General features: G+C 56.3%; 26 protein-coding genes, 1 tRNA gene and 1 pseudogene. 12 read left to right on the forward strand and 16 right to left on the reverse strand.

The window, feature by feature from the left end; all coding sequences use genetic code 11:
• Positions 1 to 68: 68 nt before the first annotated feature.
• On the reverse strand, positions 69 to 1,436 hold the full coding sequence (gene radA, locus ABCS64_RS05735; RefSeq protein WP_418890932.1) for a DNA repair protein RadA: 1,368 nt from the start codon (positions 1,434 to 1,436) through the stop codon (positions 69 to 71).
• A gap of 13 nt (positions 1,437 to 1,449) precedes the next feature.
• A complete protein-coding gene (gene alr / locus ABCS64_RS05740) occupies positions 1,450 to 2,544 on the reverse strand; it encodes an alanine racemase (protein ID WP_418890933.1) in 1,095 nt (364 codons plus the stop codon).
• A 351-nt stretch (positions 2,545 to 2,895) separates the two neighbouring features.
• Here alr and lplT point away from each other — a divergent pair, with 351 nt between their 5' ends.
• The 4 genes and pseudogenes from lplT (at position 2,896) to ABCS64_RS05760 (ending at position 6,678) form a co-directional block, all read left to right on the forward strand.
• A complete protein-coding gene (gene lplT, locus ABCS64_RS05745; RefSeq protein WP_418891892.1) occupies positions 2,896 to 4,158 on the forward strand; it encodes a lysophospholipid transporter LplT in 1,263 nt (420 codons plus the stop codon).
• Positions 4,159 to 4,384: 226 nt separating this feature from the next.
• The gene (locus tag ABCS64_RS05750) at positions 4,385 to 5,764 is read left to right on the forward strand and encodes an IS1380 family transposase (RefSeq protein WP_418889980.1); all 1,380 of its coding nucleotides are present in this window, start codon (positions 4,385 to 4,387) and stop codon (positions 5,762 to 5,764) included.
• Between the two features lie 243 nt (positions 5,765 to 6,007).
• Positions 6,008 to 6,337 (forward strand): annotated as a pseudogene (locus ABCS64_RS05755) (STM2901 family protein); the annotation flags it as partial.
• Positions 6,334 to 6,678, forward strand: coding sequence for a DUF1493 family protein (locus tag ABCS64_RS05760; RefSeq protein ID WP_418890934.1), 345 nt, complete (start codon positions 6,334 to 6,336; stop codon positions 6,676 to 6,678). The pseudogene ABCS64_RS05755 and the gene ABCS64_RS05760, both read left to right, overlap by 4 nt.
• Before the next feature lie 84 nt (positions 6,679 to 6,762).
• On the opposite strand, the gene ABCS64_RS05765 is transcribed toward ABCS64_RS05760, so the two are convergent.
• Genes ABCS64_RS05765 through tsaB form a run of 3 tightly spaced genes read right to left on the reverse strand, consistent with a single transcriptional unit; the run spans position 6,763 to position 8,805 of the window.
• The gene (locus ABCS64_RS05765; protein WP_418890935.1) at positions 6,763 to 7,584 is read right to left on the reverse strand and encodes a uracil-DNA glycosylase; all 822 of its coding nucleotides are present in this window, start codon (positions 7,582 to 7,584) and stop codon (positions 6,763 to 6,765) included.
• Positions 7,585 to 7,633: 49 nt separating this feature from the next.
• Positions 7,634 to 8,128, reverse strand: a complete 495-nt coding sequence (rimI, locus tag ABCS64_RS05770) for a ribosomal protein S18-alanine N-acetyltransferase (RefSeq protein WP_418890936.1) — start codon at positions 8,126 to 8,128, stop codon at positions 7,634 to 7,636.
• Entirely contained in the window at positions 8,128 to 8,805 is a 678-nt protein-coding gene (gene tsaB / locus ABCS64_RS05775; protein WP_418890937.1) for a tRNA (adenosine(37)-N6)-threonylcarbamoyltransferase complex dimerization subunit type 1 TsaB, read from the reverse strand. The genes rimI and tsaB overlap by 1 nt, the downstream gene beginning before the upstream one ends.
• Positions 8,806 to 8,918: 113 nt before the next feature.
• On the opposite strand from tsaB, the gene ABCS64_RS05780 reads away from it, so the two are divergent.
• The 4 genes from ABCS64_RS05780 (at position 8,919) to ABCS64_RS05795 (ending at position 10,784) form a co-directional block, all read left to right on the forward strand.
• A tRNA-Arg gene (locus ABCS64_RS05780) sits at positions 8,919 to 8,995 on the forward strand.
• Positions 8,996 to 9,298: 303 nt separating this feature from the next.
• Complete coding sequence (locus ABCS64_RS05785; RefSeq protein WP_418890938.1) at positions 9,299 to 9,712, forward strand: DUF4870 family protein; 414 nt, start codon at positions 9,299 to 9,301, stop codon at positions 9,710 to 9,712.
• Positions 9,713 to 9,787: 75 nt separating this feature from the next.
• Entirely contained in the window at positions 9,788 to 10,411 is a 624-nt protein-coding gene (locus ABCS64_RS05790; RefSeq protein WP_418890939.1) for an IS1/IS1595 family N-terminal zinc-binding domain-containing protein, read from the forward strand.
• Positions 10,386 to 10,784 carry an IS256 family transposase, variant Zn-binding type gene (locus ABCS64_RS05795; RefSeq protein ID WP_418890940.1) on the forward strand — a complete coding sequence of 133 codons (399 nt, stop codon included), beginning with the start codon at positions 10,386 to 10,388 and terminating at the stop codon, positions 10,782 to 10,784. Before ABCS64_RS05790 ends, ABCS64_RS05795 begins: the two co-directional genes overlap by 26 nt.
• Before the next feature lie 161 nt (positions 10,785 to 10,945).
• Here ABCS64_RS05795 and iscX read toward each other — a convergent pair whose 3' ends face one another.
• The 10 genes from iscX to ABCS64_RS05845 all read right to left on the reverse strand — a co-directional run bounded on the left by iscX (position 10,946) and on the right by ABCS64_RS05845 (position 18,305).
• The gene (gene iscX, locus ABCS64_RS05800; RefSeq protein WP_418890941.1) at positions 10,946 to 11,170 is read right to left on the reverse strand and encodes a Fe-S cluster assembly protein IscX; all 225 of its coding nucleotides are present in this window, start codon (positions 11,168 to 11,170) and stop codon (positions 10,946 to 10,948) included.
• A gap of 2 nt (positions 11,171 to 11,172) precedes the next feature.
• The gene (gene fdx / locus ABCS64_RS05805) at positions 11,173 to 11,514 is read right to left on the reverse strand and encodes an ISC system 2Fe-2S type ferredoxin (RefSeq protein WP_418890942.1); all 342 of its coding nucleotides are present in this window, start codon (positions 11,512 to 11,514) and stop codon (positions 11,173 to 11,175) included.
• The gene (gene hscA, locus ABCS64_RS05810; protein ID WP_418890943.1) at positions 11,511 to 13,427 is read right to left on the reverse strand and encodes a Fe-S protein assembly chaperone HscA; all 1,917 of its coding nucleotides are present in this window, start codon (positions 13,425 to 13,427) and stop codon (positions 11,511 to 11,513) included. The genes fdx and hscA overlap by 4 nt, the downstream gene beginning before the upstream one ends.
• 44 nt (positions 13,428 to 13,471) lie before the next feature.
• Positions 13,472 to 13,999, reverse strand: coding sequence for a Fe-S protein assembly co-chaperone HscB (hscB, locus tag ABCS64_RS05815; protein WP_418890944.1), 528 nt, complete (start codon positions 13,997 to 13,999; stop codon positions 13,472 to 13,474).
• 13 nt (positions 14,000 to 14,012) lie between these two features.
• On the reverse strand, positions 14,013 to 14,336 hold the full coding sequence (gene iscA / locus ABCS64_RS05820) for an iron-sulfur cluster assembly protein IscA (protein WP_418890945.1): 324 nt from the start codon (positions 14,334 to 14,336) through the stop codon (positions 14,013 to 14,015).
• A 28-nt stretch (positions 14,337 to 14,364) separates the two neighbouring features.
• Positions 14,365 to 14,748: a Fe-S cluster assembly scaffold IscU gene (gene iscU / locus ABCS64_RS05825; protein ID WP_418890946.1), complete on the reverse strand. Its 384-nt coding sequence runs from the start codon at positions 14,746 to 14,748 to the stop codon at positions 14,365 to 14,367.
• 22 nt (positions 14,749 to 14,770) lie between these two features.
• Positions 14,771 to 15,982 carry an IscS subfamily cysteine desulfurase gene (locus ABCS64_RS05830; protein ID WP_479686651.1) on the reverse strand — a complete coding sequence of 404 codons (1,212 nt, stop codon included), beginning with the start codon at positions 15,980 to 15,982 and terminating at the stop codon, positions 14,771 to 14,773.
• Positions 15,983 to 16,035: 53 nt separating this feature from the next.
• The gene (gene iscR / locus ABCS64_RS05835; RefSeq protein WP_418890947.1) at positions 16,036 to 16,524 is read right to left on the reverse strand and encodes a Fe-S cluster assembly transcriptional regulator IscR; all 489 of its coding nucleotides are present in this window, start codon (positions 16,522 to 16,524) and stop codon (positions 16,036 to 16,038) included.
• Positions 16,525 to 16,587: 63 nt separating this feature from the next.
• Positions 16,588 to 17,340, reverse strand: coding sequence for a serine O-acetyltransferase (gene cysE, locus ABCS64_RS05840; protein WP_418890948.1), 753 nt, complete (start codon positions 17,338 to 17,340; stop codon positions 16,588 to 16,590).
• Between the two features lie 200 nt (positions 17,341 to 17,540).
• On the reverse strand, positions 17,541 to 18,305 hold the full coding sequence (locus tag ABCS64_RS05845) for an RNA methyltransferase (RefSeq protein WP_418890949.1): 765 nt from the start codon (positions 18,303 to 18,305) through the stop codon (positions 17,541 to 17,543).
• 182 nt (positions 18,306 to 18,487) lie between these two features.
• Here ABCS64_RS05845 and ABCS64_RS05850 point away from each other — a divergent pair, with 182 nt between their 5' ends.
• Entirely contained in the window at positions 18,488 to 19,297 is an 810-nt protein-coding gene (locus ABCS64_RS05850; RefSeq protein WP_418890950.1) for an inositol monophosphatase family protein, read from the forward strand.
• Positions 19,298 to 20,154: 857 nt separating this feature from the next.
• On the opposite strand, the gene cysS is transcribed toward ABCS64_RS05850, so the two are convergent.
• The gene (gene cysS, locus ABCS64_RS05855; RefSeq protein WP_418890951.1) at positions 20,155 to 21,543 is read right to left on the reverse strand and encodes a cysteine--tRNA ligase; all 1,389 of its coding nucleotides are present in this window, start codon (positions 21,541 to 21,543) and stop codon (positions 20,155 to 20,157) included.
• A 286-nt stretch (positions 21,544 to 21,829) separates the two neighbouring features.
• Between cysS and ABCS64_RS05860 the strand changes: the two genes are divergently transcribed.
• The 3 genes from ABCS64_RS05860 to ABCS64_RS05870 all read left to right on the forward strand — a co-directional run bounded on the left by ABCS64_RS05860 (position 21,830) and on the right by ABCS64_RS05870 (position 23,907).
• Positions 21,830 to 22,567 carry a tetratricopeptide repeat protein gene (locus ABCS64_RS05860; RefSeq protein WP_418890952.1) on the forward strand — a complete coding sequence of 246 codons (738 nt, stop codon included), beginning with the start codon at positions 21,830 to 21,832 and terminating at the stop codon, positions 22,565 to 22,567.
• Positions 22,568 to 22,726: 159 nt separating this feature from the next.
• Positions 22,727 to 23,326 carry a peptidylprolyl isomerase gene (locus ABCS64_RS05865; protein ID WP_418890953.1) on the forward strand — a complete coding sequence of 200 codons (600 nt, stop codon included), beginning with the start codon at positions 22,727 to 22,729 and terminating at the stop codon, positions 23,324 to 23,326.
• 89 nt (positions 23,327 to 23,415) lie between these two features.
• Positions 23,416 to 23,907: a peptidylprolyl isomerase gene (locus ABCS64_RS05870; RefSeq protein WP_418890954.1), complete on the forward strand. Its 492-nt coding sequence runs from the start codon at positions 23,416 to 23,418 to the stop codon at positions 23,905 to 23,907.
• Positions 23,908 to 23,913 lie beyond the last annotated feature (6 nt).

A 23,913-nucleotide genomic window follows, 5' to 3' on the forward strand; every position in this document is an offset into this window, starting at 1 on the left:
AAATGCCCGCAAACAAAGGGGCTCCGGGCAGGCGTTCTGAGATGCCCTGCCCCATTTAGCTGTTACGCTTAATTTTCCAGCTCGCGTAGACGCGCGACGGCCTCCTCCACACGCCGGATAGCAATAACCTGTATGCCGGAAACCGCCTGTTTGGGCCGATTGGCCTCAGGAATCAGCGCATACAAAAAGCCGAGTTTGGCCGCTTCCTTAAGGCGCTCTTGCCCACGCGGCGCGGGACGGATTTCTCCCGCCAGACCCACTTCACCGAAAACGACCAGCTTGTCCGGCAGCCGCCGGTTTTTCAGCGACGAAACAATTGCCAGCAATACGGCCAGATCGGCTGCCGGTTCGACAATTTTTACGCCGCCAACGGCATTGATAAAAACATCCTGGTCAAAGCAAACGATGCCAGCATGACGATGCAGCACGGCCAGCAGCATCGCCAGCCGCTGCGCATCCAGACCGACGGTCAGGCGGCGTGGATTACCGTGCGCCTGATCGACAAGCGCCTGGATTTCGACAAGCAAGGGCCGCGTTCCTTCCTGCGCAACGAGCACGCAGGAGCCGGGGACATTCTGCCCATGCGGCGACAGAAACATTGCCGAGGGATTGTTGACGCCTTTCAGCCCTCTGTCAGTCATGGCGAAAACACCGATTTCATTGACCGCGCCATAGCGGTTTTTGACCGCACGAATTAGGCGAAATCTCGAATGCGCGTCCCCTTCAAAATACAGCACGGTATCGACGATATGCTCAAGTACGCGCGGACCGGCCAACGCCCCCTCCTTGGTCACATGGCCGACGAGGATGATCGTCATCCCGGTCTGTTTGGCTAGCCGCGTCAGCTGCGCCGCACACTCACGCACCTGGGCAACCGAACCGGGCGCAGAGCTAAGCTGCTCGGACCACAAGGTCTGAATCGAATCAATGACCGCCACACACGGCCGTTCCGCCTGTAATACGGCAAGAATCTTTTCCAGATTGATCTCCGCCAGCAACTTGAGGCCACCGGTATTGAGCGCCAGGCGGCGTGCGCGCAATGCAACCTGCTGGCCGGACTCCTCACCACTGACATAAAGTACCGGTTGTCGCACGGCAAGCGCCGTCAATGCCTGCAACAGCAGCGTGCTCTTGCCGATCCCCGGATCACCGCCGATCAGCACGACGCCGCCAGCCACCAGACCACCGCCAAGTACCCGGTCGAATTCCCCCATCCCCGTCGGCAAACGGTCTTCCTCTCGCGCCTCGATGTCGGCCAGCGCCTGTAGATGCGCCACACCACCCAGCGCGGCAAAGCGCTTGCCGTTCGCGGGCACGGTCTCAACAAGCGTTTCAACCAGCGTATTCCAGCCGCCGCAGCCCGGACATTGCCCCTGCCATTTGGAGGCACTGGCGCCGCATTCGGTACAGGCGTACATCGTTTTTGTTTTGGCCATTGATTGCCTGCTTTCAAACTTCGGCGACCGGCACGCGCGGCGCCAGAGCACACAGCAACTCGTAACTGATCGTCCCTGCCGCCGCAGCCACTTCCTCAACCGGCAGCTTTTCACCCCATAGAACGGCCTCGCTACCCACACCCGCCGCAGGCAAATCACTCAGGTCGCAGGCCAGCATATCCATGGATACCCGGCCAATCGCCCGCGTTCTCTGGCCGTCGACCAGAATCGGCGTCCCCGTCGGCGCATGGCGCGGATAACCGTCGGCATAACCACAGGCAACGATGCCCAAACGCATTTCGCGCTCGGCAACGAACGTGCCGCCGTAGCCAACCCGTTCGCCGGCGCCTACCGTTTCAACGGCAATGATGCGGCTGCCCAGCGTCATGACAGGCTGCAAATCCAGACGGGCCGCAGGGGTCTCGGTAAAAGGTGAGCTTCCGTAAATCATGATACCGGGGCGCGCCCAGCCGCGTACCGTCGCCGGATGGCGCATCAGTGCGGCTGAATTCGCCATTGATACGGGAAACGTCGCGGCTTCCGGCCAGGCATTGCGGATCGCATCAAGGCGCGCCAATTGCCAGGCAACTCCACGCTCGCCATCGGCATCGGAAAAATGCGTCATCAACGTCTTTTCGCCCAATACAGAAATGCGCTCCAGTGCCGCCCGCAGTAAGGGGATCTGGTCAAATGTAAAACCAAGCCGGTTCATCCCCGTATTCAGCTTGAGATAAATCGGCAAAGGTCCAGGCAAACCCGCTGTTTGCAGCAATTTAAGCTGTTCCAGGCAGTGAATTGCCGGCGTTAGCCGGTATTCGGCGCATGTATGCACGTCGCGCGCCTCGAAAATGCCTTCGAGCAACAGGATGGGTTGCCTAAAACCGGCATCGCGCAAAGTGACCGCATCGGACAGATCGAGCAACGCAAAACCGTCTGCTACGTCGCCAAGCGCCCGTGCCGTACGCAACAGGCCGTGACCATACGCATTAGCCTTAACGACTGCCCAGGCTTTGACAGACTCCCCGCCACGGGCGGCATATTTTTTGGCAAGAAGATAATTGTGACGAATTGCGGCCGTAGCAATGCGGGCTTGAATTGGACGAGGCATGGATAAAAAACCTGAGGCCTGAAAACTGGAAGTTGAAACGAAAAAAATTTATCCGGAAATTTCCCGGGCGAATCAAAACAGCGGCATTGTGCCTCAACCATCACGCATCCATCAAAAATCCATCAAAAAATTCCCCAGCCCATTCCGCAGCCGCGGCGAAAACCCTACCGCCATAACCTCAACCCATCCCTAGACTGACAAACGTTTCAGAGAAAGTAGAGAGCTGCCGCAGCCCTTATATAACCGCGATTCCTCAACGCTCTGCTCGTCGCCCCCCGGCGACAAATCGGGATATCAATCTGGTTTTCGTGGTATAAAACTGCCCATCTTGTTAGAAACTGTCCAGTGTTAATGCCTTTCGGCTTTTACATTATTATGGCGGCGCAATTTTTTTCCGCGCTTGCCGACAACGCGTTGCTCATCGTTGCGATCGCCGTCCTGCGAGAAATGCAGGCGCCACCAGCTTATGAGCCGTTGTTAAAAACATTCTTCACCGTTTCCTACGTCGCCCTCGCCGCGTTTGTCGGCGCATTCGCCGATTCGATGCCCAAATGGCGCGTCATGTTCATCAGCAACGCCATCAAAATTGTCGGTTGCGGCATGATGTTTTTCCACGTACATCCACTCTTTGCCTATGCGATCGTCGGCCTGGGCGCCGCCGCCTATTCGCCCGCCAAGTACGGCATTCTGACCGAATATTTGCCGCACCGACTGCTGGTCATCGCCAACGGCTGGATCGAAGGGCTGACCGTTGGCGCCATTATTCTCGGCGTCGTCGTCGGCGGCACGCTGATTCAGCCGGGGCTGGCCGCCCGCCTGCTCAGCCCTGACCTGCCGTTCATTAAACTGGGCATCGACTCGATGAGTGAAATAGCGATTGCCATCACCTGTTTTTTCTATCTCCTCGCCACCCTTTTTAATCTGTACATTCCCGACACCGGCGTCGAGCACAAAAAATTGCACAAGAACCCGCTTTATTTGTTCCAGGAATTCAACCGCTGCATGATATTGCTCTGGCGCGACCGTCTCGGTCAGGTTTCGCTGGCCGTCACCACGCTGTTCTGGGGCGCTGGCGCAACCTTACAGTTCATCGTCATCAAATGGGCGGAAGCCGCGCTGCATCTCAACCTCTCCAAATCGAGCATGTTGCAGGGCGTCGTCGCCATCGGTGTGGCACTCGGTGCAGCCGCCGCTGCCAAAATGGTGACGCTGCGTCAGTCCGTGCGCGTCATTCCGCTTGGAATTGCCATGGGCCTTATCGTCCTCTCCATGGTTTTCGTCAGCAATCTCTGGGTTGCCATTGCTCTGCTCATCATTATCGGCACACTTTCAGGCTTCTTCGTCGTGCCGATGAATGCTCTGCTACAACACCGCGGTCATCAGTTGATGGGCGCGGGCCACTCGATTGCCGTACAGAATTTCAACGAGAATCTCTCGATTCTGGTTATGACCTGTCTGTACTATCTAATGATGCAGATCAACCTCTCGATCTATTGGGTCATCACCCTGTTCGGGCTATTCGTCAGCAGCAGCATGCTGCTCGTCAAACGCCGCCACGAGCATAATCAGCGCATCCAAGACGATGTGATCCATCTCGACGATTCGACGCACTGATTTAATTAATTCAATATCATCGAAAGGAAATATTTTGAGTGGGCGTGTCTATCACTATAAATTACAGTCAAATTTAACCAGTACTGAACTATTTTTCTGGATTACTGTAGATAAAACTCTTGAGCAACTAGCCCGCATTTCTCACAGATAGAAGGTGCATCGCGGCCGGAGATATAAGAAAGTTTTTTTGCGAGAACGACTTAACCATATCTCTGAGGAAGCCGCGATGCCGACACAGTGTACCGTAGTCAGCCCATGCGCGAAGCGTATTGATGGCCGCCAGGTGGCGGTGGATTTCGACGGAGGGCAGATCAGTTCGGATGCGGGCGCGCTGTTGCTGCGCGAGGTCGATCGCACCTTGCGGCTGACCGAACGGGTGGCGGCCTGCTTCGAGGATGGGCGCGATCCGGAGCTGATCGAACACACGGTGCACACGTTGGTGATGCAACGGATCGTGGGGATCGCGCTGGGCTACGAGGACCTGAACGATCACGATCAATTGCGCCGTGACCCGGTACTGGCCACGCTGGCCGGTAAGCTCAGCGCTCGGCGCAAGGGCTGCGAGCCGCTGGCGGGCAAGTCGACCTTGAACCGGCTCGAACATGCCCCCGACACCAAGGACGGTTCGCGCTATCACAAGATCGCTCACGATCCGGCGGCCTTCGAGTCGCTGTTCGTCGCGTGCTTCATTGAGGCGCACGAGCAGGCACCTGACGAGATCATCCTCGATCTGGACGCCACCGACGACCCGCTGCACGGCCAGCAGGAAGGGCGTTTCTTCCATGGTTACTACGGCGGCTACTGCTACCTGCCGCTGTACATCTTCTGCGGCCGACATCTGCTCGCCGCCAAGCTGCGCCGGGCCAACACGGATGCCTCGGCGGGCAGCATCGATGAACTCGAACGCATCGTCACCCAGATCCGCCGCCACTGGCCGGAGGTGCGCATCGTGCTGCGTGCCGACTCGGGCTTTGCGCGCGATGCCTTGATGAGTTGGTGCGAGCAGACGCACATCGACTTCGTCTTCGGGCTGGCCAAGAACGACCGGCTCAAGGCCCAGATCGAAACCGAGATGAGCCAGGCGCAGGCCGAATGCACCCAGACCGGCAAGCCCGCACGGCGGTTTCGCGACTTCACCTACCGCACCCTTGACAGCTGGTCGTGCGCCCGGCGGGTCGTCGGCAAGGCCGAGCAGCTGCCGGGCAAGGCCAATCCGCGCTTCATCGTCACCAGCCTGGACGCTCAGCGCTGGCCGGCACGCGAACTGTACGAGGCGCTGTACTGCGCCCGAGGCGAAATGGAGAACCGCATCAAGGAGTGCCAGCTACACCTGTTCGCCGATCGCACCTCAACGGCGACGATGCGGGCCAATCAGCTGCGGCTGTGGTTCGCCTCCTTCGCCTACGTCATGCTCGAAGCGCTGCGCCGCATCGGGCTGGCTGGCACCGAACTGGCCGAGGCCACCTGCGAGAGCCTGCGCCTGAAACTGCTCAAGATCGGCGCACGGGTCAAGATCAGCGTGCGCCGCATCCATGTCAGCATGGCCAGCAGTCATCCGTTCCAGACCACCTGGCGCCTGGCCCAGGCCAGACTCGCCCCCGGCTGATCCGCCACGCCACCGTGGCCCTGCTGATCCGATCGCGCTCCCGTTCGCGCGAGGCGGTCTCATGCCCAAACAGCGCCGCTTGCCCCCTCAACGCACCTGACCGCTCGCAGAACCTCACCCGCCTGCACTCCATTGGCCGCTCGCGGGCCTGAATCCTCGCGGTCACGGCGACGCGTGAAGGAAAAAACCGCGCCAACGGGGGCCGAACCGTGAGAGTGTGAGAAATGCGGGCTAGGAGTAGAAGATATTGGGGCTGTTACTGCCATATTACTTGGACAACCAATTGTTGGTACACGAGTAAAACCAATAGGTGCAACAAAAGGAACTTCAATTGCTTCTCTAGCGTGCCGAAGAGTCTCCAATTATAATTTGAAAATTCAACTACCAATGATTACAGGCTCATCAATTACGGGATTACGAATAGCATTAACTAAGAACCTTGGTGCATTTATTGGAAGGTCAGTTCCTGTAGTTGGTTGGATTATTCTTACTTATGATATTACACAAATAATGTGGAAAACAATATCCACCTATAATAACTATGTATCTCAAAATGATAGGATCCGCGCATGATGGAAGATACAGTTACTAACCAGGTTTTTACATTCATCCATAAAGAGGTTCCACCACCTATTTTTTCTGGCCTTGCTCCAAAAAAAATTAGCCTTACAACAGACCTGAGAACTGATTTACGTATGCTTGGAGAAGATGCGGAGCCTATGATCGAGAAATTTTTTCAGGAGTTCTCAATTAAAAATCTTGATTTTGATTTACTACGTTATTTTCCTCCAGAAGGGTTATGGTTATTTCCATCTTTCAAGAAAAGACAAATACCAATACGACTAACAATAGGAATGTTGGTAAAGGCAGCAAAGAATAATGAATGGAATACATCAGAAATAGAAAAAATTTAACTGTAATAGTATTATTTATATTGTATCAACTCTACAAATCCGGAATAAGTTTGTATTTATCCAAATAATTTTGCCAAAAGAAACTTAAGGCATATTCACGATGCACTGCATCAGTGCGCGCGCGCGGCACAAGTCTTCCCAGGCTTTGGCCTTGTCCGGCAGGTTGCGCAGCAGATAGGCTGGGTGATAGGTGACAAGCGTGGGAATTTCCAGTTCGCCCTGCCGGTATATCAAAGACCTGCCGCGCATACTGGCCAAAGAGCCCTCTTCGCCCAGCACGGCAGCAACTGCTGCCTTACCGAGCAACACGATCAACTTGGGTTGCAGCAGTTCAATCTGGCGTTGCAGGTAAGGTCGGCAAGCGGCCATTTCTGATAGCTCGGGTGTGCGGTTGCCCGGTGGGCGACATTTGACGGCGTTGGCGATATAGACGTTTTTCCCACGTGCCAGATCGATCGCCGCCAGCATGGCATCGAGTAGCCGACCGGCCTGGCCGACAAACGGCTCGCCGCGCGCATCTTCCTCCGCCCCCGGCCCTTCGCCAATGAAAAGCCAGTCGGCCTGTTCGTCGCCGACGCCGGGCACCGCCTGCTTTCGCTTGGCACATAAGCCGCACAGATGACAAGCCATGATGGTCTGCCGTAATTGCGGCCAATCCATATCCATAACCTTTGCAAGCACATTATGCTTATTGTCCGCCCGTGCCATTTCTTCAGCAGATGCGGCAGCCGGCGCAGGCCCTGGCAATACGGGGGATTGACTGGCTTCGGTCTGAACATCATGCATTGCCAGGGTCTGGCCAGTTTCGGCGCACTGCGAATCGCCCATCGGTTTTGGGCGGACACGCAATATCCACTGCGGCGAGAGTCCCATTTCATCGAGTATTCGTTTGCGCGTCAGGCTCATGCCAGCACCTCATGCCGCTTTGCCAAGGCTTTCGATGGATTCGGTAAATTTACCCACATTGCTCGCTCAACCGCATTTCTTCCAACGCCCGCGACATTACGACCGCGTCTTCGCTTCCCTCAGTATCGCGGTAATAATTCCGGCGCACACCGATTTGTCGAAAACCAACACGGCGATACAGCGCCAGTGCTGCGGCATTGGACGGACGAACTTCCAGCAGCAGGATGCGGCCACCGGCATCTTGCGCCATCATCATGGCCTGGTGCAGCAGGTATGCCCCCAGTTTTTTTCCCTGATGGGTCGGTGCAACAACAATATTCAGCAGATGGGCTTCGTCAGCCGCCATCATTAGGATGAAATAGCCAAGAATCTCCTCATCACTGCGACATACCTGACATAAGTAGCCGCTTGTCATCGAATCGACAAAATTACCGCGGCTCCAGGGAAAACGGCAAGCCTGCCGCTCAATACACAGCACCGCATCAAGATCCGATAACACCATCGGTACCAAACTGGCCTGGGGTGTTTGCATCATGGCGCTCATCAGGCATGCCCGCCTTCAGCCAGACGCTCGGCAATCGTTTTGGCCACCTTGTCACGCACGTACAGCGGCACGGCATCCGCCGGATCGAGCCGCTCACCACGCATCAGACGCGGCGCAGCAAGCCGCACCACCGCGCTCGCGCAGGGCATAATTTCCGGCCTCCACTCCACCACGCAGCCAGCCAGACGTTCACGGATCTGGGGATAGACCGCCAATGCATTACCGCAGGCCAGCCAACCCGTTGAATCAGGCAGCGGCAAAGCCTCCGGCGCATAGACACCTTCTGCAAATACTCGGCAGCCGCGGTCGAATGCCGCGCAATACACCTCCCCCATCCGCGCATCAAGCATCGTCATTACACGCTCGCCTCCGGTCGATGCAGCCACGGCCTCCAGCGTACCCACGCCCAGCAAAGGCAGGTCGTGTGCGATTGCCAACCCCTGCGCCAGGCCACAAGACACGCGCAGCCCAGTGAATGCGCCGGGCCCTTGACCAAAGGCTAATCCATCAAGGCAGGCAAAACTCAACCCGGCATCGGCCAATATCTGTGCCGCCAAAGGCAGAAGCGTCGCAGAATTCGACAAGCCTTCCGGACAAAAGCGTTCGACGATTTCTCCTTCCAGCCAGAGTGCAACCGAACCAGGATCAACCGCCGTTTCAAGGGCAAGAATCTTCATCCGTCTATTTTACTGGAAGCCAATTTCACATGCGAAAACACGTGCCAACATTAGAAAACGCTTGAACAAACAATGATTGATCTGTACAATCCACCGGATTCGAGAAATGCGTTGCGCCCGTAGCTCAGTTGGATAGAGTACTTGGCTACGAACCAAGGGGTCGGGCGTTCGAATCGCTCCGGGCGCGCCACGCAAATCCGAAAACAGAACAGGGATTGAGTCAGCAATGATTCAATCCTTTTTCTTTTTGAGTGCCGCCCATAGCAATGGGGGTTGTGCGTGCGGAGCGCTGGCAAGTCATGGGAACGGTCAGTTTTTGCTGACCTTTTAGGCCAAACTTTCCTCTAGCCCCTCAGTAGGCGATTCCGCCTTTTCATTCTTTATGATTTTCGCCAGTCTTACCGATGGCATAGGAAGCGCAACCACAGCCCCAATATGCAGACTCATCATTGTTTTATTCATCTTGAACACATAAACCGAAAAGGAGCGCCACATGACTGATGGTACTGACTTGGTTCCCGGGCCCAGCGAATCACTGGTTAACACCACGCACCTGATTTACGCGCTGCATGCAGTCAGCCTAATCATCGGAACATTTGGAGCACCGACGATTATCGGCCAGTTCTTGTTCGCCTGGCCGTCGCTCATTGCGGTAATCATCAATTACATAAAACGCGATGAAGTGCGCAACACCTGGCTGGAGTCGCATTTCCGCTGGCAAATCCGCACTTTCTGGTACGCGCTGCTCTGGTCGATCATCATCGCCATCCCATCATTCATATTGATGCTCGTGCTTGTCGGCTTTGCGCTGTGGTATATCGGCATGTTGGTGCTTGGCATCTGGGCAATTTACCGCATTGCCCGCGGCTGGCTGGCGCTGAATGATAGAAAAGCGCTCCCAATCTGATTCAGCGCCCCCGGAAACCCGCGTGGATAGGGCATTTCCAGGCAGGCACCCCTGAAACCCGCATGAATAGGTGTAATGGACAAAATAGGTGTTAAAAATCGCTGTATTCCTTACGCTGCAAGGCTTTATAAGAGTTCAAAACCTTTGAACACAAAAAATGCTTTTTTTTGCGGCTCCAAACAGGTCAGGAAAGATGGCGCCCAAAGTGGCAAACAACGCTACAGATGCGTGTCCTGTCACAAGCGTTTCAGCGGCGGGAAAAAGCTAAACCTCAACACCTTTTGGCAGCGCTACAGCGAAGGCAAGCAAAGCGCCGCACAGCTTGCTGGGCATTACGGATGCAGCCTCAAAACCATCCGTCGTCACCTTGCCAAAGCCGCTACACAGGCCGATTGCGTGCTGCCACAGGCACCTGTGAACCTCATCATGGACACCACCTATTTCGGCCGAAAATGGGGCGTCATGGTTCTCTACGACGCTCGCAGCAAGCGCGCCTTGACGGTCGTGGCAGTCGAGCGGGAAACCAACGCGCTCTACACACAGGAAGTCGCTGCGTTACAAGAAAAAAGGGGGGGTGATACAAAGCATTATCTGCGATGGCAAAAGCGGCTTGCTGGGCTCCTTCCCGGATATACCCGTGCAAATGTGAAAGTTTCACCAAATCAAAATCGTCGTGCGCCACCTGACCAGAAAGCCTAAAAGCCCGGCAGCACAGGCGCTGCGTGCCCTGTCACTGACCCTGACGGAGAACACTCAGGCGGCGTTCGAGGAGGCCCTCAAGGGCTGGTACGAGCAGTACGCCACCTTCCTGAACGAACGCAGCGTGAACGAGAAAACAGGCCGCTCTCACTACACGCATAAGCGTCTGCGCGCCGCGTACAACAGCCTGAAACGGCATCTGCCATGGTTGTTTACCTATGAGCGTTTTCCCAGGCTAGGCATCCCGAATACGACCAATTTGCTGGAAGGGAAATTCAGCGATATGAAGCGGCTTTTGCGGTGTCATCGGGGTTTGAAAAAGGAGAATAAGTTGCGCTTTATAAAACATTATTTCGCAAAGGATCCGTCCTAAAAACACCTATTTTGTCTATTAGAGCGTTATGTCTCGAAAAAAACACCTATTTTGTCCATTACGCCCATGAATAAAGGATCTCCGGACAGGCGCCCGGAGATGCCCTGTTTACAAGGGTTTCCGGGCTCCCCTTCAGGAGAAGCGCCAAGAAGCGCCTTTTTCTACGACGCCCGACTCCGGGACCTCGGGCGCCAAGAAACTTCGTCGATCCAGGCCTGCTGAAGCGCTTCCAGAATCTTCTCGCCGCAACGATTAGGGTCGTCGTCGAAACCGGGTAATGCCTTGACCCAATTCATCAGATCGACAAAATTGACCTTGCGCGGGTCAACATCCGGGTAGGCATCCGCCAATTCGGCGACCAGTTCATGAATATCCGTCCATTTCATGGCTAGTGCTGCCCTTCCTTTGCCATATTGATCGAATAACGCGGAATTTCAACGACGAGCGGCGTATCGTTTACGACCGCCTGGCAGGATAAGCGCGAATTGGGTTCCAGCCCCCAGGCCTGATCCAGGCGATCTTCTTCCAGCTCATCCGGCGGTTCCAATCCATCGTAACCTTCGCGGATGATGACGTGGCAGGTCGTGCAAGCACAGGACATTTCGCAGGCATGCTCAATGGCAATGCCGTGATTGAGCAGCGCTTCGCAGACTGATTCGCCCGGTTGTGCATCAATAACCACCCCTTCCGGACAAAGTTCGGCATGGGGCAATACGATAATCTGCGTCATAACGTATTTCCTTTAGGCGCTTGCGCATTTTGCATAAGGCCAACCTCAGCCTCCAAGGCATCGACTCGCTGTCCGGCAAAAGCACGGCGAATCGATTCATTCATGCGGTGTGCCGCGAAATCACGGGTCCCGACATCCAGCGCATTGATGGCGGCATTGATTGCAGAACGATCTTCGCCCAGTGCTGCAGCCTGCAACTGTGTAATCAGCGATTCGATATTCGTTCGCTGCGCTTCATCCAGCAGACCGGCATCACTTTTCAAGGCGGATTGCACGGCTTCGATCATGCGCTGCGCCTCCACCTGAGCCTCCTTGACGGCACGGCGCAAGGCATCGTCCTGACTATGTGCCAGCGAGTCTTTGAGCATGGCGGTAATTTCGTCATCGGACAATCCGTAAGACGGCTTGACAGCAATGCTCGCTTCGACGCCGGCGGTCGTTTCGCGCGCCGACACCGACAGCAGGCCGTCGGCATCGACCTGAAACGTGACCCGAATACGTGCCGCACCGGCAACCATCGGCGGAATCCCGCGCAAATCAAAGCGTGCCAGTGAGCGGCAGTCGCTGACCAGTTCGCGTTCGCCCTGGACGACATGGATGGCCAAAGCAGTCTGCCCATCGCGGAAGGTTGTGAATTCCTGCGCACGCGCGACGGGAATCGTCGAATTGCGCGGGATAATCTTTTCTGCCAGGCCACCCATCGTCTCCAACCCGAGCGACAACGGAATCACATCGAGCAGCAGCCAATCGTCACCCGGCGCACGATTACCCGCTAGCAGATTGGCCTGCATCGCGGCGCCCAAGGCAACCACCTTGTCAGGATCGAGATTGTTCAGCGGCTCCCGCCCAAAGAAATTGCCAACAGCGCGCTGAATTTGCGGCATGCGCGTCGCACCACCAACCATCACGACGCCCTTAATCTCATCCGCCGCCAGGCCAGCATCACGCAGGCATTTTCTGACGGCCTGTAGCGTCCGGGCAACCAGTGTCTGCGTAATTTCAGAAAAAATTTCCGTCGTCAATTTCAGATCGACGATTTCACCACTGCCCAGATTGGCGACGATCGGCGCAGCATCGTGTCGCGTCAAATGCTCCTTGGCCTCGCGTGCACGGCTCAGCAGCAGACGCGCATCTTCCGCCGAAAGCGGCCGCAGCCCGGCCGTTTCGATAACCCAGCAGAAAATGCGCTGGTCGAAATCATCGCCGCCGAGCGCAGAATCCCCGCCCGTCGCCAGTACCTCAAAGACCCCGCGCGAGAGCCTGAGGATTGAAATATCAAATGTTCCTCCACCCAGATCGTAGACGGCGTAAGTGCCCTCCGCACCATTGTCGAGGCCATAGGCAATGGCTGCGGCAGTCGGTTCATTGAGTAGGCGCAATACGGACAGTCCGGCAAGTTTGGCGGCATCCTTGGTCGCCTGACGCTGCGCATCGTCAAAATAGGCCGGCACGGTAATCACGGCACCCACCAGCGACCCGCCCAGCACCGCCTCGGCACGTTCGCGTAAAGCTTTGAGGATATCGGCAGAAACTTCGACGGGCGATTTGATCCCTGCGGCCGTGCGCACACGAACCATACCGGGCGCATCGTCAAAATAGTAAGGCATCGACTCCCGATGCACGACGTCCGAGATACCCCGCCCCATGAGGCGTTTCACGGAGACGATGACATTGCGCGGGTCATCCGCTTGCCGTAAGCGCGCTTCGTAGCCGACAATCGGCTCACTTCCCGCACGATAACGCACCACCGAAGGAAGTAACGGCCGCCCTTGCTCATCACTGATCACACAGGCTTGGCCGCTGCGCACCGTCGCCACCAGCGAGTTGGTCGTACCGAGATCGATTCCTACGGCGAGTTTATGCTGGTGCGGCGCGGGCGACTCGCCCGGCTCAGAAATTTGCAGTAAAGCCATGGAAAACAGTCTGTCGTCAGTCGTTCAGCACATACTGAATCGTTTTATTGTTCAAGCGCAGCAAGCGCTTCGTCAATTTCCGCCAACAATTTTTCGAGATACATCAGGCGCAATACCCCATCTTCTGCCGCCTGACAGTCACGCCGCTCATCAAGATCAAGCGCCAGCGTCTCGTAAGCTTGCCGAATCTGCCCACGAACACGCACTTCTTGGTCCGCCAGATCGGTCACATTGCCAGCTGCGCGCGCCTCTGCAACGGCCTCCCGCCATTCCATCTGCTCCATGAGAAAAGCGGTCGACATCGTCGTATTATTTTCTGCCTTCACCTTATGGCCAAGCAGCTCCAGCAGGTAACGCGCGCGCGGTAAGGGTTTACGCAAGGTCTGGTACGCCTCGTTAGCTTTCGTTGCCCATTGGAGCGAACGCCGCTGAGCTGCTTCGTCGGCATCGGCAAAGCGGTCGGGATGAATCTGTGCTTGAATTTCCCGATAGCTGCGGTCAAGCGCATCGCTGTCGATACGAAACGCTCTCGGCAAACCGAAAAGTGCGAAATGATCTACGTTAAAGTCCATAATCGTCATCTAATCAAACACTGAAGCTTTCGCCACAGCCGCACGCTCCCTTGACATTCGGATTGTCGAACTTGAAGCCTTCGTTCAAGCCTTCGCGCACATAATCAAGCCGTGTGCCGTCAAGATACGGCAGGCTCTTGGCATCGACCAGCACCCGCACGCCGTGCGATTCAAATTCGACATCGCCTTCTTCGACCATATCGGCAAATTCCAGTTTGTAGGCCACGCCAGAACAGCCGCTGGTACGCACGCCCAAACGCAATCCGATCCCTTTGCCGCGTTTAGTAATGTAGTGGGCGACGTGTTGTGCCGCCCTTTCTGAAAGGCTAACCGCCATCATTGCCTCCTTGCCGAAACAGAACAGTTCATTCGCCCTGTTTTTTCCGGTAATCCGCAACCGCCGCCTTGATCGCATCTTCGGCCAGAATCGAACAATGGATTTTCACTGGCGGCAGCGCCAGTTCCTCGGCAATTTGCGTATTCTTGATTTCGAGCGCCTGTTCGAGCGTTTTGCCTTTGACCCATTCGGTAATCAGCGACGATGAGGCAATCGCCGAGCCGCAGCCATAGGTCTTGAATTTTGCGTCCTTGATGACGCCATCCTTGCCTACCTTGATTTGCAGCTTCATCACGTCACCGCAGGCCGGCGCGCCGACCATGCCGGTCGCTACGCCTTCCTCGTCCTTGTCGAAAGAACCGACATTACGCGGGTGTTCGTAGTGATCCAAAAGTTTTTCGCTATACGCCATACCAATTCCTCCAGTATTTCAATCAGTGAGCCGCCCATTGCACGGAACTTAGGTCGACTCCATCCCGGACCATTTCCCACAACGGCGACAGATCGCGTAGTTTGCCAATCTTGCTGTGCAACAGTTCAATGGCATAGTCGATCTCTTCTTCAGTATTGAAGCGCCCGAGAGTAAAGCGGATCGAGCTGTGCGCCAATTCATCGTTGCGCCCCAATGCACGCAACACATAGGATGGCTCCAGCGAAGCGGAAGTACACGCCGAGCCAGAAGAAACGGCCAGATCCTTCAAAGCCATCATCAACGATTCGCCTTCAACATAGGCAAAGCTGATATTCAGGTTATGCGGCACGCGCTGTTCCATATCGCCATTGACATAAACCTGCGGAATACTGGACAGCCCCACCAGCAAGCGATCACGCAGAATGCGAATGTGCGCACTTTCCTCTGCCATTTCCAGACGCGCCAGACGGAAAGCCTCACCCATGCCGACAATCTGGTGCACAGGCAAAGTCCCCGAGCGGAAGCCGCGTTCATGCCCCCCGCCGTGCATCTGCGCTTCCAGGCGGACACGCGGTTTACGGCGCACGTAAAGCGCGCCAATCCCTTTCGGACCATAAACCTTATGCGCTGAAAGGCTCATCAGATCAACTTTCAGACGTCCGACGTCAATTTCAATCTTGCCCGTCGCCTGTGTCGCGTCGACATGGAAAATGATGCCTTTTTCACGACAGATTTCACCAATTTCAGCAATTGGCTGAATGACGCCGATCTCGTTATTGACGAACATCACCGAGACAAGAATCGTATCGGGCTGCAGCGCGGCCTTAAATACATCCAGATCAATCAGACCGTTTTCCATCACATCGAGATAGGTCACTGAAAAACCTTGCCGTTCCAATTCGCGGCAGGTATCGAGAACGGCCTTATGCTCGGTCTTGACGGTAATGATGTGTTTACCCTTGCCTGAGTAAAAATGCGCAGCCCCCTTAATGGCCAGATTGTCCGACTCAGTCGCGCCAGAAGTCCAGACGATTTCCTTGGGATCAGCATTCAACAGTGCGGCAACCTCAGCACGCGCCGCCTCGACCGCCGCCTCGGCCTGCCAACCGAAAGCGTGTGAACGTGAAGCTGGGTTCCCGAACTGCTCGCATAGATATGGAATCATTTTTTCTGCAACGCGAGGATCAACCGGCGTTGTCGCTGAATTATCAAGGTAAATCGGCAGTTTCAGCATTTCATTGAACTCCTTGTGATTGCACGGTCTGCATACTATTTATTCAGGCAAACTCAGGCAGAAATGGAAAGTGGCTGCCGCTGTGCGGCAAAATCTGTTGTTTTACGCAAGGTTTTGATGACAGTCGCACTTTCCTGACGCCTCTGGCTGTCTACCAGATGACTCAGCGTCACCGAGGATAAATACTCGTACATCTTCAGGTTCAGCGTTGTCCATAAATCATGGGTCATGCAACGGGAATCATCCCTGCAATTTTCGCCTCCGCCGCATTGCGTGGCATCCAGCGGTTCATCAACCGCGCGGATGATGTCAGTCACGGTAATCTGACTCCCCTGCCGTGCCAGGCAATATCCGCCGCCTGGACCGCGCACGCTGTTGACTAGCCCGGAACGGCGCAGTTTCCCGAAAAGCTGCTCAAGATAAGACAGCGAAATCTTCTGGCGTCCGCTGATTCCCGCCAGAGTCACCGGCCCCTGCCCTGAATTTAGCGCCAGATCGATCATTGCCGTCACGGCAAAACGTCCTTTGGTAGTCAGTCGCATTAAGCTCTCCTTATCCCGTCAATACCAGACTTTATTTGTCGACTATATAAAACCCGCACAATATTAGTCAACTATTTTATTCAAGTATTGCGGGTCGAATTTGTCTGCCGTTGCCAGTTCATCTTCTAAAGGCACGCCCATGACTTCCAGTTTTTGTAACAAACATGCAATGCGCCGGTCTGTTTCAACCGCATGATCAAGCAAGCCATGAATAGCCTTGGCCAGTGGGTCGTCCTGCTTGTCGCCCAGTGCATAGGCGGAAAACCCCATTTGACCCGCTTTCTCCTCGCGTTTTTGCGCTTGTGCCGAATCGATGATTCGCGCCGGATTGCCCACCGCCGTCGCCCCCTCTGGCACGTCTTTGACGACAACGGCGTTGGAGCCGACTTTGGCACCTTCGCCAATCGTAATCGGACCCAGAATCTGCGCACCCGCGCCGACAACGACGCCATCGGCAAGCGTCGGGTGCCGTTTGCCCTTGTTCCAAGAAGTACCGCCCAGCGTCACGCCATGATAAAGCGTCACATCGTCTCCGATGATCGCCGTCTCGCCGATGACGACGCCCATACCGTGGTCGATGAAAAAGCGGCGGCCAATGGTTGCGCCGGGATGTATTTCGATGCCGGTCAGAAAACGTGCACAATGTGAAATAAATCGGCCAAACCAGTAAAAACCGCGCATCCACAGCCCGTGCGCCAGGCGATGCAAAATGATCGCGTGCAGCCCCGGATAACAGGTCAAAACCTCCCAGCTCGTACGCGCCGCAGGATCGCGGTCGAATATCGAACGGATGTCTTCACGCAAGGCGTTGAACATGGGTAGGTTTCTCCGGAAAAAAACTGGGAGAGTTTACAATACCCGACTTGCACCATCAAGAATTAAGCACGCCAAGAGGACATACTCTGGCGGCGCGTTGAGTATTCTGTTTTCTGCCCATTTAACGCCCAATCAGTATCCAGGCCGAATATCCAGGCTGCATACTAGACAAACGGATGCCCGGGCTTCCCTCGGTCATCTCAGTGATTACTTCTGTCTAGCCCCGGGTTCTTATCCACGGCATCGAGAATACCGCGCAAAATATTGACCTCATCCCGCTCCAAGGCCACACGCCCAAACAAACGGCGTAATTTTGGCATCAGACGTTTCGGATGCAGCGGGTCATGGAATCCGGCGCGAATCATCACATCGCGCAAGTGCGCATAAAAGCGCTCCACTTCCTCATGCGTCGCGGGCGGCGAAGAAAACGGCGTTACCCGCCCTGCTGTACATTCCTGACCCAGCGGCGCGCCGGATAGCGCATTTTGGCGCAGCTCATAGCACAACACCTGAACGGCTGCGCCCAAATTGAGCGAGCTATACGCAGGGTCAGTCGGAATATGCACAATATACCGGCAACGCTGAACATCCTCGTTCGATAGCCCCCGGGTCTCGTTACCGAACACCAGCGCCACATCGCCACACTCTGCCTGTTCCAGAACCAGGGAAGCCGCATCGCGCACGGACAACGGCGCAGGCCCCAGGTCACGTTGTCGCGCTGACAAGGCAATCGCCAGAATCGTTCCGTGCAGCGCTTCATCAAGCGACTGACAGATAGGGGCCGCCTGCAAAACATCATCGGCGCCCGCCGCGCGCGCAGTAGCTACGGGGTCGGGAAAGCGCTCCGGATTCACCAACATCAACCGCGCCACCCCCATCGTCTTCATCGCCCGCGCCGCTGCACCGATATTGCCTGGATGACTGGGATTCGAGAGAACGATGCGCACATTCGCCAAGCGCTGCATACGCCCGGAAACAGGCGAACAACCCGGCAAAGACGGGGCTGGAAAAAGTGGAGGGCGTAGATTCATATTAAAATGGCGGTCTTCGCTACGTTTACTACGATTCGATGATTTCGCTTCGGCGCCGCCTGCAAACCCAACCGGCCGCCGTCCGAAGAATTTTTAGGAATTTTCAAGAGACGCCCATGCACCCAGCGCTCAACATCATGATCAAGGCTGCGCGCCGTGCCAGCCAGATTATCAACCGCGCCTCGCTCGACCTTGAACACCTGCACATTGCAAGCAAGGCACAAAACGATTTTGTCACCGAGGTCGACAAAACTGCCGAAGCGTCCATTGTTTCGATTCTGCGCGAGGCCTATCCGGACTACGGAATTCTAGCAGAGGAAAATGGGCGCATCGCCGGCCAGGGCGCGGGCAATGACTATCAATGGATCATCGATCCGCTCGACGGAACGACCAACTTCATCCACGGCTTTCCGCAATATTCCGTATCGATTGCGCTCGCCTACAAGGGACAAGTCACGCAGGCCGTCATTTATGACACGACGCGCAATGAAATGTTTACCGCCAGCAAAGGCAACGGCGCCTTTCTCAATGAACGCCGGATTCGCGTCTCCAAATGCGCCAAACTCAGCGGCGCCCTGCTCGGCACGGGTTTCCCCTTCCGCCTGTTCGAACATATCGACACATATCTGAAGCTGTTCAAGGATTTCACGCAGCACAGCGCCGGCATCCGCCGCGCCGGTTCGGCAGCGCTCGACCTTGCCTATGTCGCCTGTGGCCGGCTTGACGGTTTTTGGGAAATCGGCCTGATGCCGTGGGATATGGCGGCCGGCACCCTACTCATCAGTGAAGCAGGTGGCCTCGTCGGCGATCTTTCCGGCGGCAGCCGCTATCTGGAAACCAACAACCTGATCGCTGGTACGCCCAAGGTGTTCGCCCAGATTCTGCAAGTCATTGACGCACACCGCACGCCTGCGCTGCCCGCGTAAAAACGCAGGCGGCAAAGTGTACAGGGATCAGACAGACCACCGCCGGAGCCCGCATGGATAGGGCGTTTCCAGGAAAGCACCTCTAAAACCCGCATGGATAAAGGCGCTCCGGGCATGCCCCTCGGAGACGCCCTATTTATAAGGGCTTCAGGGCAGGGGCATTGGAGATGCCCTAAATACGTGGGCTAGCGGGCAGTCTCTCGGCAGAACCTAAAAATAAGGATTGAAAGGATTGTTTGACTGTAGGCGCTGGCTCCGCCCGCAAGGGTTTCTTTTGATGCCGTTGCGCTGAGCGGCAGCGCGCCCCGCTGACTTTCCTACCTTCTTTCTTTATCTCGCCAAAGAAAGTCAGCAAAGAAAGGCGACCCCGAGGCGCAGATTTTCCTTGTCGCGGATTGCCTGGCGGCGGGCTTGATAACTCGCTTACGCTCAAACAATCAAGCCCTTGTTCCCGCCAAGCTGCCCCGCGCCTGCGGCTGCGCCTAAGGGGGTCTGGGTGCTTCGTCGTGATCGAATGCGCAAAGGAATATGCCCGGAACCCCGCGTGGATAGGGCATTTGCGGGCATACCTTTCTGAAACCAGCATGGATAAAGGCGATCCGGGTAGGCACATCTGAAACCCTTATAAATAAAGGGCTAGCGGGTAGGGTACCCGGAGATGCCCTAAATACAAGGGGTTTGCGGACACCTCCTCTGAAACGCCCTAAATACGCGGGGCTCAGGGCACCCATATTTGAGACGCCCAATATATAGCGGCTTAACTTTGCCAAAAGACAAGACGGCGAGCCGCTGACAGACCATTCAGTACGGCAAGGCCAGGTCAACACAGTAACGCCGTATTTTGGCAAAGGAAGACGCTAGGCGCGCCGCCAGCTCGTCCCTTGCGCCGTATCTTCCAGCACGATGCCGGCCGCGGTTAGCTCGTTGCGGATGCGATCGGCTTCGGCATAGTTCTTTGCCTTTTTGGCCGCGGCGCGTTCGGCGATCAGCGCTTCGATCTTGGCTGGCGTCAGCCCGTCATGCGCCTCATCGCCTGCCGGCGTTGCCTGTAGAAAAGCCTGCGGGTCGCGCTGGAGCAACCCGAGCAAGCCGCCCAGGGCTTTTAGCTGTGCCGCCAGCGCGGGCGATTTGCCGCGATTGACCTCGGCCGCCAGATCGAACAGTACGGCACACGCTTCCGGCGTATTGAAGTCGTCATCCATCGCCGCCTTGAAGCGCTGCGCGTGCGCCTCATCCCAATCCACCGACGCACCGGAAGCGGCGTCCGGCACAGCCCGCAGCGCCGTATACAGCCGCGCCAGCGCCTGCCGCGCATCGTCCAGATGCTTGTCGGAATAATTGAGCGGGCTACGGTAATGCGCACGCAGAATAAAAAAGCGCAGGACCTCGGCATCGTATTTTTTCAGGACCTCGCGGATGGTGAAAAAATTGCCGAGCGATTTGGACATCTTCTCGTCATCGACGCGCACAAAACCGTTGTGCATCCAGTAATTGACGAACGTACAGCGATGCGCCCCCTCCGATTGCGCGATCTCGTTCTCGTGGTGCGGAAACTGCAAATCCTGACCGCCGCCGTGAATATCAAAATGGGCGCCAAGCAGGTCGGAACTCATGGCCGAGCATTCGATATGCCAGCCCGGCCGCCCCTTGCCCCACGGGGAATTCCAGTGCGGCTCGCCTTCCTTGGCATGTTTCCAGAGCACGAAATCGAGCGGATCGTGCTTGGCCTGATCGACATCGACGCGCTCGCCCGCGCGCAGATCGTCGAGCGATTTACCCGAAAGTTTTCCGTAACCGGCGAACTGACGCACCGGAAAATTCACGTCGCCATCCGCAGCCTGATACGCCAGCCCATGCGCCTCGAGCTGACCGATCAGTTTCAGCATTTGCGGTATATAGTCGGTCGCCCGCGGCTCGTGATCGGGACGTTGAACGCCCAGCGCGTCGGAATCTTCATTCATGAAAGCAATGAAACGGTCGGTCAGCGCGCCGATCGTCTCGCCATTCTCATTCGCCCGCTTAATGATCTTGTCGTCAATGTCGGTAATATTGCGCACATAGGTCACGGCAAAGCCGCTCGCCCGCAGCCAGCGCTGCACCATATCGAAAACGACAAGCACGCGCGCATGGCCGAGGTGGCAAAAGTCATACACCGTCATGCCGCAGACGTACATGCGCACTTTGCCCGGCTCGATGGGGATGAACGCCTGTTTCTCACGGCTCAGGGAATTGAAGATTTTCAGCATTTTCTGGACTCGGTCGCTTGCCCGGCAAATACGGGCTTGGGGATTGGCGGGATTGTTGGGATTGGTGAAATTGGCAAGACTCTCAACATGTTCGGATGAAAACGACGGGAACCCGCGGGAATGGAAATAATGGGGACAATGGGAATTCCAGGCGCCGGCGGCACGATTTTTTCGATCGGCCCGGCTTCTTGATAAAATCGGCCGATCAGTTCGCAGCCCTCACTTCGTCTCCGAAAAACTCCGCGAAAGTATACCAGCGATGCCCATCTCCTCCCAAACCGGCCGGATGCATCCTCATCCTCAAAGCCCCCGCCCCGCCTTGCCTTCAGCGCTATTGGCCGTCTCCGTACCTTCCGTACCACTCGTACCATCCGTACTGATTCCCGCAACACCGCCGGCAAGCGCTTCGGAATCCTCGCGCGCCCCCTCATACTGGAACTCCTGCTGGAACGCCTACTGGATGGGCTTGATGAGCCTGTTCTGCACGCTGGCGCTCTGCTTTGTCGCACCGTCGCTCCACGCCCAGCAGATTCTTCGCGCGCCTTCGGAAAAAACGCTCGCCGTCACCGAAATTCAGCATCTGCTCAAACAGGGCCAGACCGAACAGGCGCTGGCAAAAGCCGACGCGCTCATCGCCGCCCAACCCAACGATGCACACGCCCGCTTCCTCAAAGGGCAGATTCTGGGCGACACAGGCCGGACGCAGGAAGCCATCACCTTTTTTACCCGGATGACCGAAGACTTCCCCGAACTGCCCGAACCCTACAACAACCTCGCCACACTTTACGCACAGCAAAAGCAGTATGACAAAGCACGAGCCGCGCTGGAAATGGCCGTGCGCGCCAACCCCAATTACGCCCTTGCGCACGAAAATCTGGGCGACGTTTACGCCAAACTGGCGGCGCGCGCTTACGAACAGGCCGCCCGGCTCGAAGCCGCCGATTCCGGCGCCGGTTCGCCCAACGCACGCGCTCGCGCCAAGGCGGCAGTGCTCGCACCAATTCTCAACGGATCGGTACGGTAAAATTCCGCGTTCTTTCGCGCCTTTTTGCACCCTTTCACTCTTTTCCGCACTCTTCCGCGCTCGCACAAAATATCGCCTTGTTTATTGCCTTATCCAAAAACGACGCCGCCTTCACAAGCTGTTTTTTTAATTGCCTACTTCAACCTCCAGGAGCCTCTGATGACTTCGACTTTCTCGATCCTTGACCGTTTTTTCCGCACGCTATCGTTCTCCCTTGCCGGACTGCTGCTTTCTGCCGCGGCATTCGCGGCCACCGCCGCCCCCCGTGTCGAAATGCAAACCACCCTCGGCAAAATCACACTGGAGCTGGATGCGGCCAAAGCGCCGAAGAGCGTGGAAAACTTCCTGCAATACGCACGCAGCGGACAATACGACGGCACGATTTTCCACCGCGTCATCGACGGCTTCATGATCCAGGGCGGCGGCTTCACCAAAGAGATGAACGAAAAGCCGACGAAAGCGCCGATCGCCAACGAGGCCAAAAACGGCCTCAAGAACCTGCGCGGCAGCATCGCCATGGCGCGCCGCGCCGACCCGCATTCGGCAACGGCACAATTCTTCATCAACCACCGCGACAATCCCAACCTCGACTATCCGGCCCATGACGGCTGGGGCTACGCCGTGTTCGGCAAAGTCACGGAAGGCATGGATGTCGTCGATAAAATCGCCAAGGTCAAAACAGGCAACCGCGGGATGTACCAGAATGTGCCGGTCGAACCCGTCATCATCGAATCGGTCAAGGTGCTTTCCGACAAATAGACACCCGGCGCGCAATTTCAGGCCGCAAGCGGCCCCCAAACTCCGCCTTTTCGCCTCCTCTCAAACACACTCAACCTGAGGAAAATTCCATGATCAAACTGCACACCAACTTCGGCGTCATCACCCTCGAACTGGATGCCGACAAAGCGCCGGAAACCGTCAAGAACTTCATTGATTACGTTCAGGCCGGCCATTACGACGGCACGATCTTTCACCGCGTCATCGACGGCTTCATGATCCAGGGCGGCGGCTTCGCGCCGGGCATGAAGCAGAAGCCGACCCGCGCGCCGATCAAGAATGAAGCCAACAACGGCCTGAAGAACGACTGCTACACCATCGCCATGGCGCGCACCAACGATCCGCATTCCGCCACCGCGCAGTTTTTCATCAACGTCAAGGACAACGGCTTCCTTGACCATACCGCACCAACGCCCAGCGGCTGGGGCTACTGCGTTTTCGGCAAGGTGGTCGAAGGCAGCGAAGTGGTGGATAAAATCAAGGGCGTAGCGACCGGCAGCGCCGGCTTCCACCAAGACGTGCCGAAGGAAGACGTCATCATCGAACGCGCCGAAGTCTGCTGAAAACCG

The sequence above is a fragment of the Dentiradicibacter hellwigii genome (assembly GCF_041770905.1).
GTDB lineage: Bacteria > Pseudomonadota > Gammaproteobacteria > Burkholderiales > Rhodocyclaceae > Propionivibrio > Propionivibrio hellwigii.

What these genes read in the sequence shown, in the direction of transcription:
- radA (WP_418890932.1), bottom strand. Translation starts at nt 1,436, where the DNA reads ATGGCCAAAACAAAAACGATGTACGCCTGTACCGAATGCGGCGCCAGT.
- alr (WP_418890933.1), bottom strand. Translation starts at nt 2,544, where the DNA reads ATGCCTCGTCCAATTCAAGCCCGCATTGCTACGGCCGCAATTCGTCAC.
- lplT (WP_418891892.1), top strand. Translation starts at nt 2,896, where the DNA reads ATGCCTTTCGGCTTTTACATTATTATGGCGGCGCAATTTTTTTCCGCG.
- ABCS64_RS05750 (WP_418889980.1), top strand. Translation starts at nt 4,385, where the DNA reads ATGCCGACACAGTGTACCGTAGTCAGCCCATGCGCGAAGCGTATTGAT.
- ABCS64_RS05760 (WP_418890934.1), top strand. Translation starts at nt 6,334, where the DNA reads ATGATGGAAGATACAGTTACTAACCAGGTTTTTACATTCATCCATAAA.
- ABCS64_RS05765 (WP_418890935.1), bottom strand. Translation starts at nt 7,584, where the DNA reads ATGAGCCTGACGCGCAAACGAATACTCGATGAAATGGGACTCTCGCCG.
- rimI (WP_418890936.1), bottom strand. Translation starts at nt 8,128, where the DNA reads ATGAGCGCCATGATGCAAACACCCCAGGCCAGTTTGGTACCGATGGTG.
- tsaB (WP_418890937.1), bottom strand. Translation starts at nt 8,805, where the DNA reads ATGAAGATTCTTGCCCTTGAAACGGCGGTTGATCCTGGTTCGGTTGCA.
- ABCS64_RS05785 (WP_418890938.1), top strand. Translation starts at nt 9,299, where the DNA reads ATGACTGATGGTACTGACTTGGTTCCCGGGCCCAGCGAATCACTGGTT.
- ABCS64_RS05790 (WP_418890939.1), top strand. Translation starts at nt 9,788, where the DNA reads ATGGACAAAATAGGTGTTAAAAATCGCTGTATTCCTTACGCTGCAAGG.
- iscX (WP_418890941.1), bottom strand. Translation starts at nt 11,170, where the DNA reads ATGAAATGGACGGATATTCATGAACTGGTCGCCGAATTGGCGGATGCC.
- fdx (WP_418890942.1), bottom strand. Translation starts at nt 11,514, where the DNA reads ATGACGCAGATTATCGTATTGCCCCATGCCGAACTTTGTCCGGAAGGG.
- hscA (WP_418890943.1), bottom strand. Translation starts at nt 13,427, where the DNA reads ATGGCTTTACTGCAAATTTCTGAGCCGGGCGAGTCGCCCGCGCCGCAC.
- hscB (WP_418890944.1), bottom strand. Translation starts at nt 13,999, where the DNA reads ATGGACTTTAACGTAGATCATTTCGCACTTTTCGGTTTGCCGAGAGCG.
- iscA (WP_418890945.1), bottom strand. Translation starts at nt 14,336, where the DNA reads ATGGCGGTTAGCCTTTCAGAAAGGGCGGCACAACACGTCGCCCACTAC.
- iscU (WP_418890946.1), bottom strand. Translation starts at nt 14,748, where the DNA reads ATGGCGTATAGCGAAAAACTTTTGGATCACTACGAACACCCGCGTAAT.
- ABCS64_RS05830 (WP_479686651.1), bottom strand. Translation starts at nt 15,982, where the DNA reads ATGCTGAAACTGCCGATTTACCTTGATAATTCAGCGACAACGCCGGTT.
- iscR (WP_418890947.1), bottom strand. Translation starts at nt 16,524, where the DNA reads ATGCGACTGACTACCAAAGGACGTTTTGCCGTGACGGCAATGATCGAT.
- cysE (WP_418890948.1), bottom strand. Translation starts at nt 17,340, where the DNA reads ATGTTCAACGCCTTGCGTGAAGACATCCGTTCGATATTCGACCGCGAT.
- ABCS64_RS05845 (WP_418890949.1), bottom strand. Translation starts at nt 18,305, where the DNA reads ATGCAGCGCTTGGCGAATGTGCGCATCGTTCTCTCGAATCCCAGTCAT.
- ABCS64_RS05850 (WP_418890950.1), top strand. Translation starts at nt 18,488, where the DNA reads ATGCACCCAGCGCTCAACATCATGATCAAGGCTGCGCGCCGTGCCAGC.
- cysS (WP_418890951.1), bottom strand. Translation starts at nt 21,543, where the DNA reads ATGCTGAAAATCTTCAATTCCCTGAGCCGTGAGAAACAGGCGTTCATC.
- ABCS64_RS05860 (WP_418890952.1), top strand. Translation starts at nt 21,830, where the DNA reads ATGCATCCTCATCCTCAAAGCCCCCGCCCCGCCTTGCCTTCAGCGCTA.
- ABCS64_RS05865 (WP_418890953.1), top strand. Translation starts at nt 22,727, where the DNA reads ATGACTTCGACTTTCTCGATCCTTGACCGTTTTTTCCGCACGCTATCG.
- ABCS64_RS05870 (WP_418890954.1), top strand. Translation starts at nt 23,416, where the DNA reads ATGATCAAACTGCACACCAACTTCGGCGTCATCACCCTCGAACTGGAT.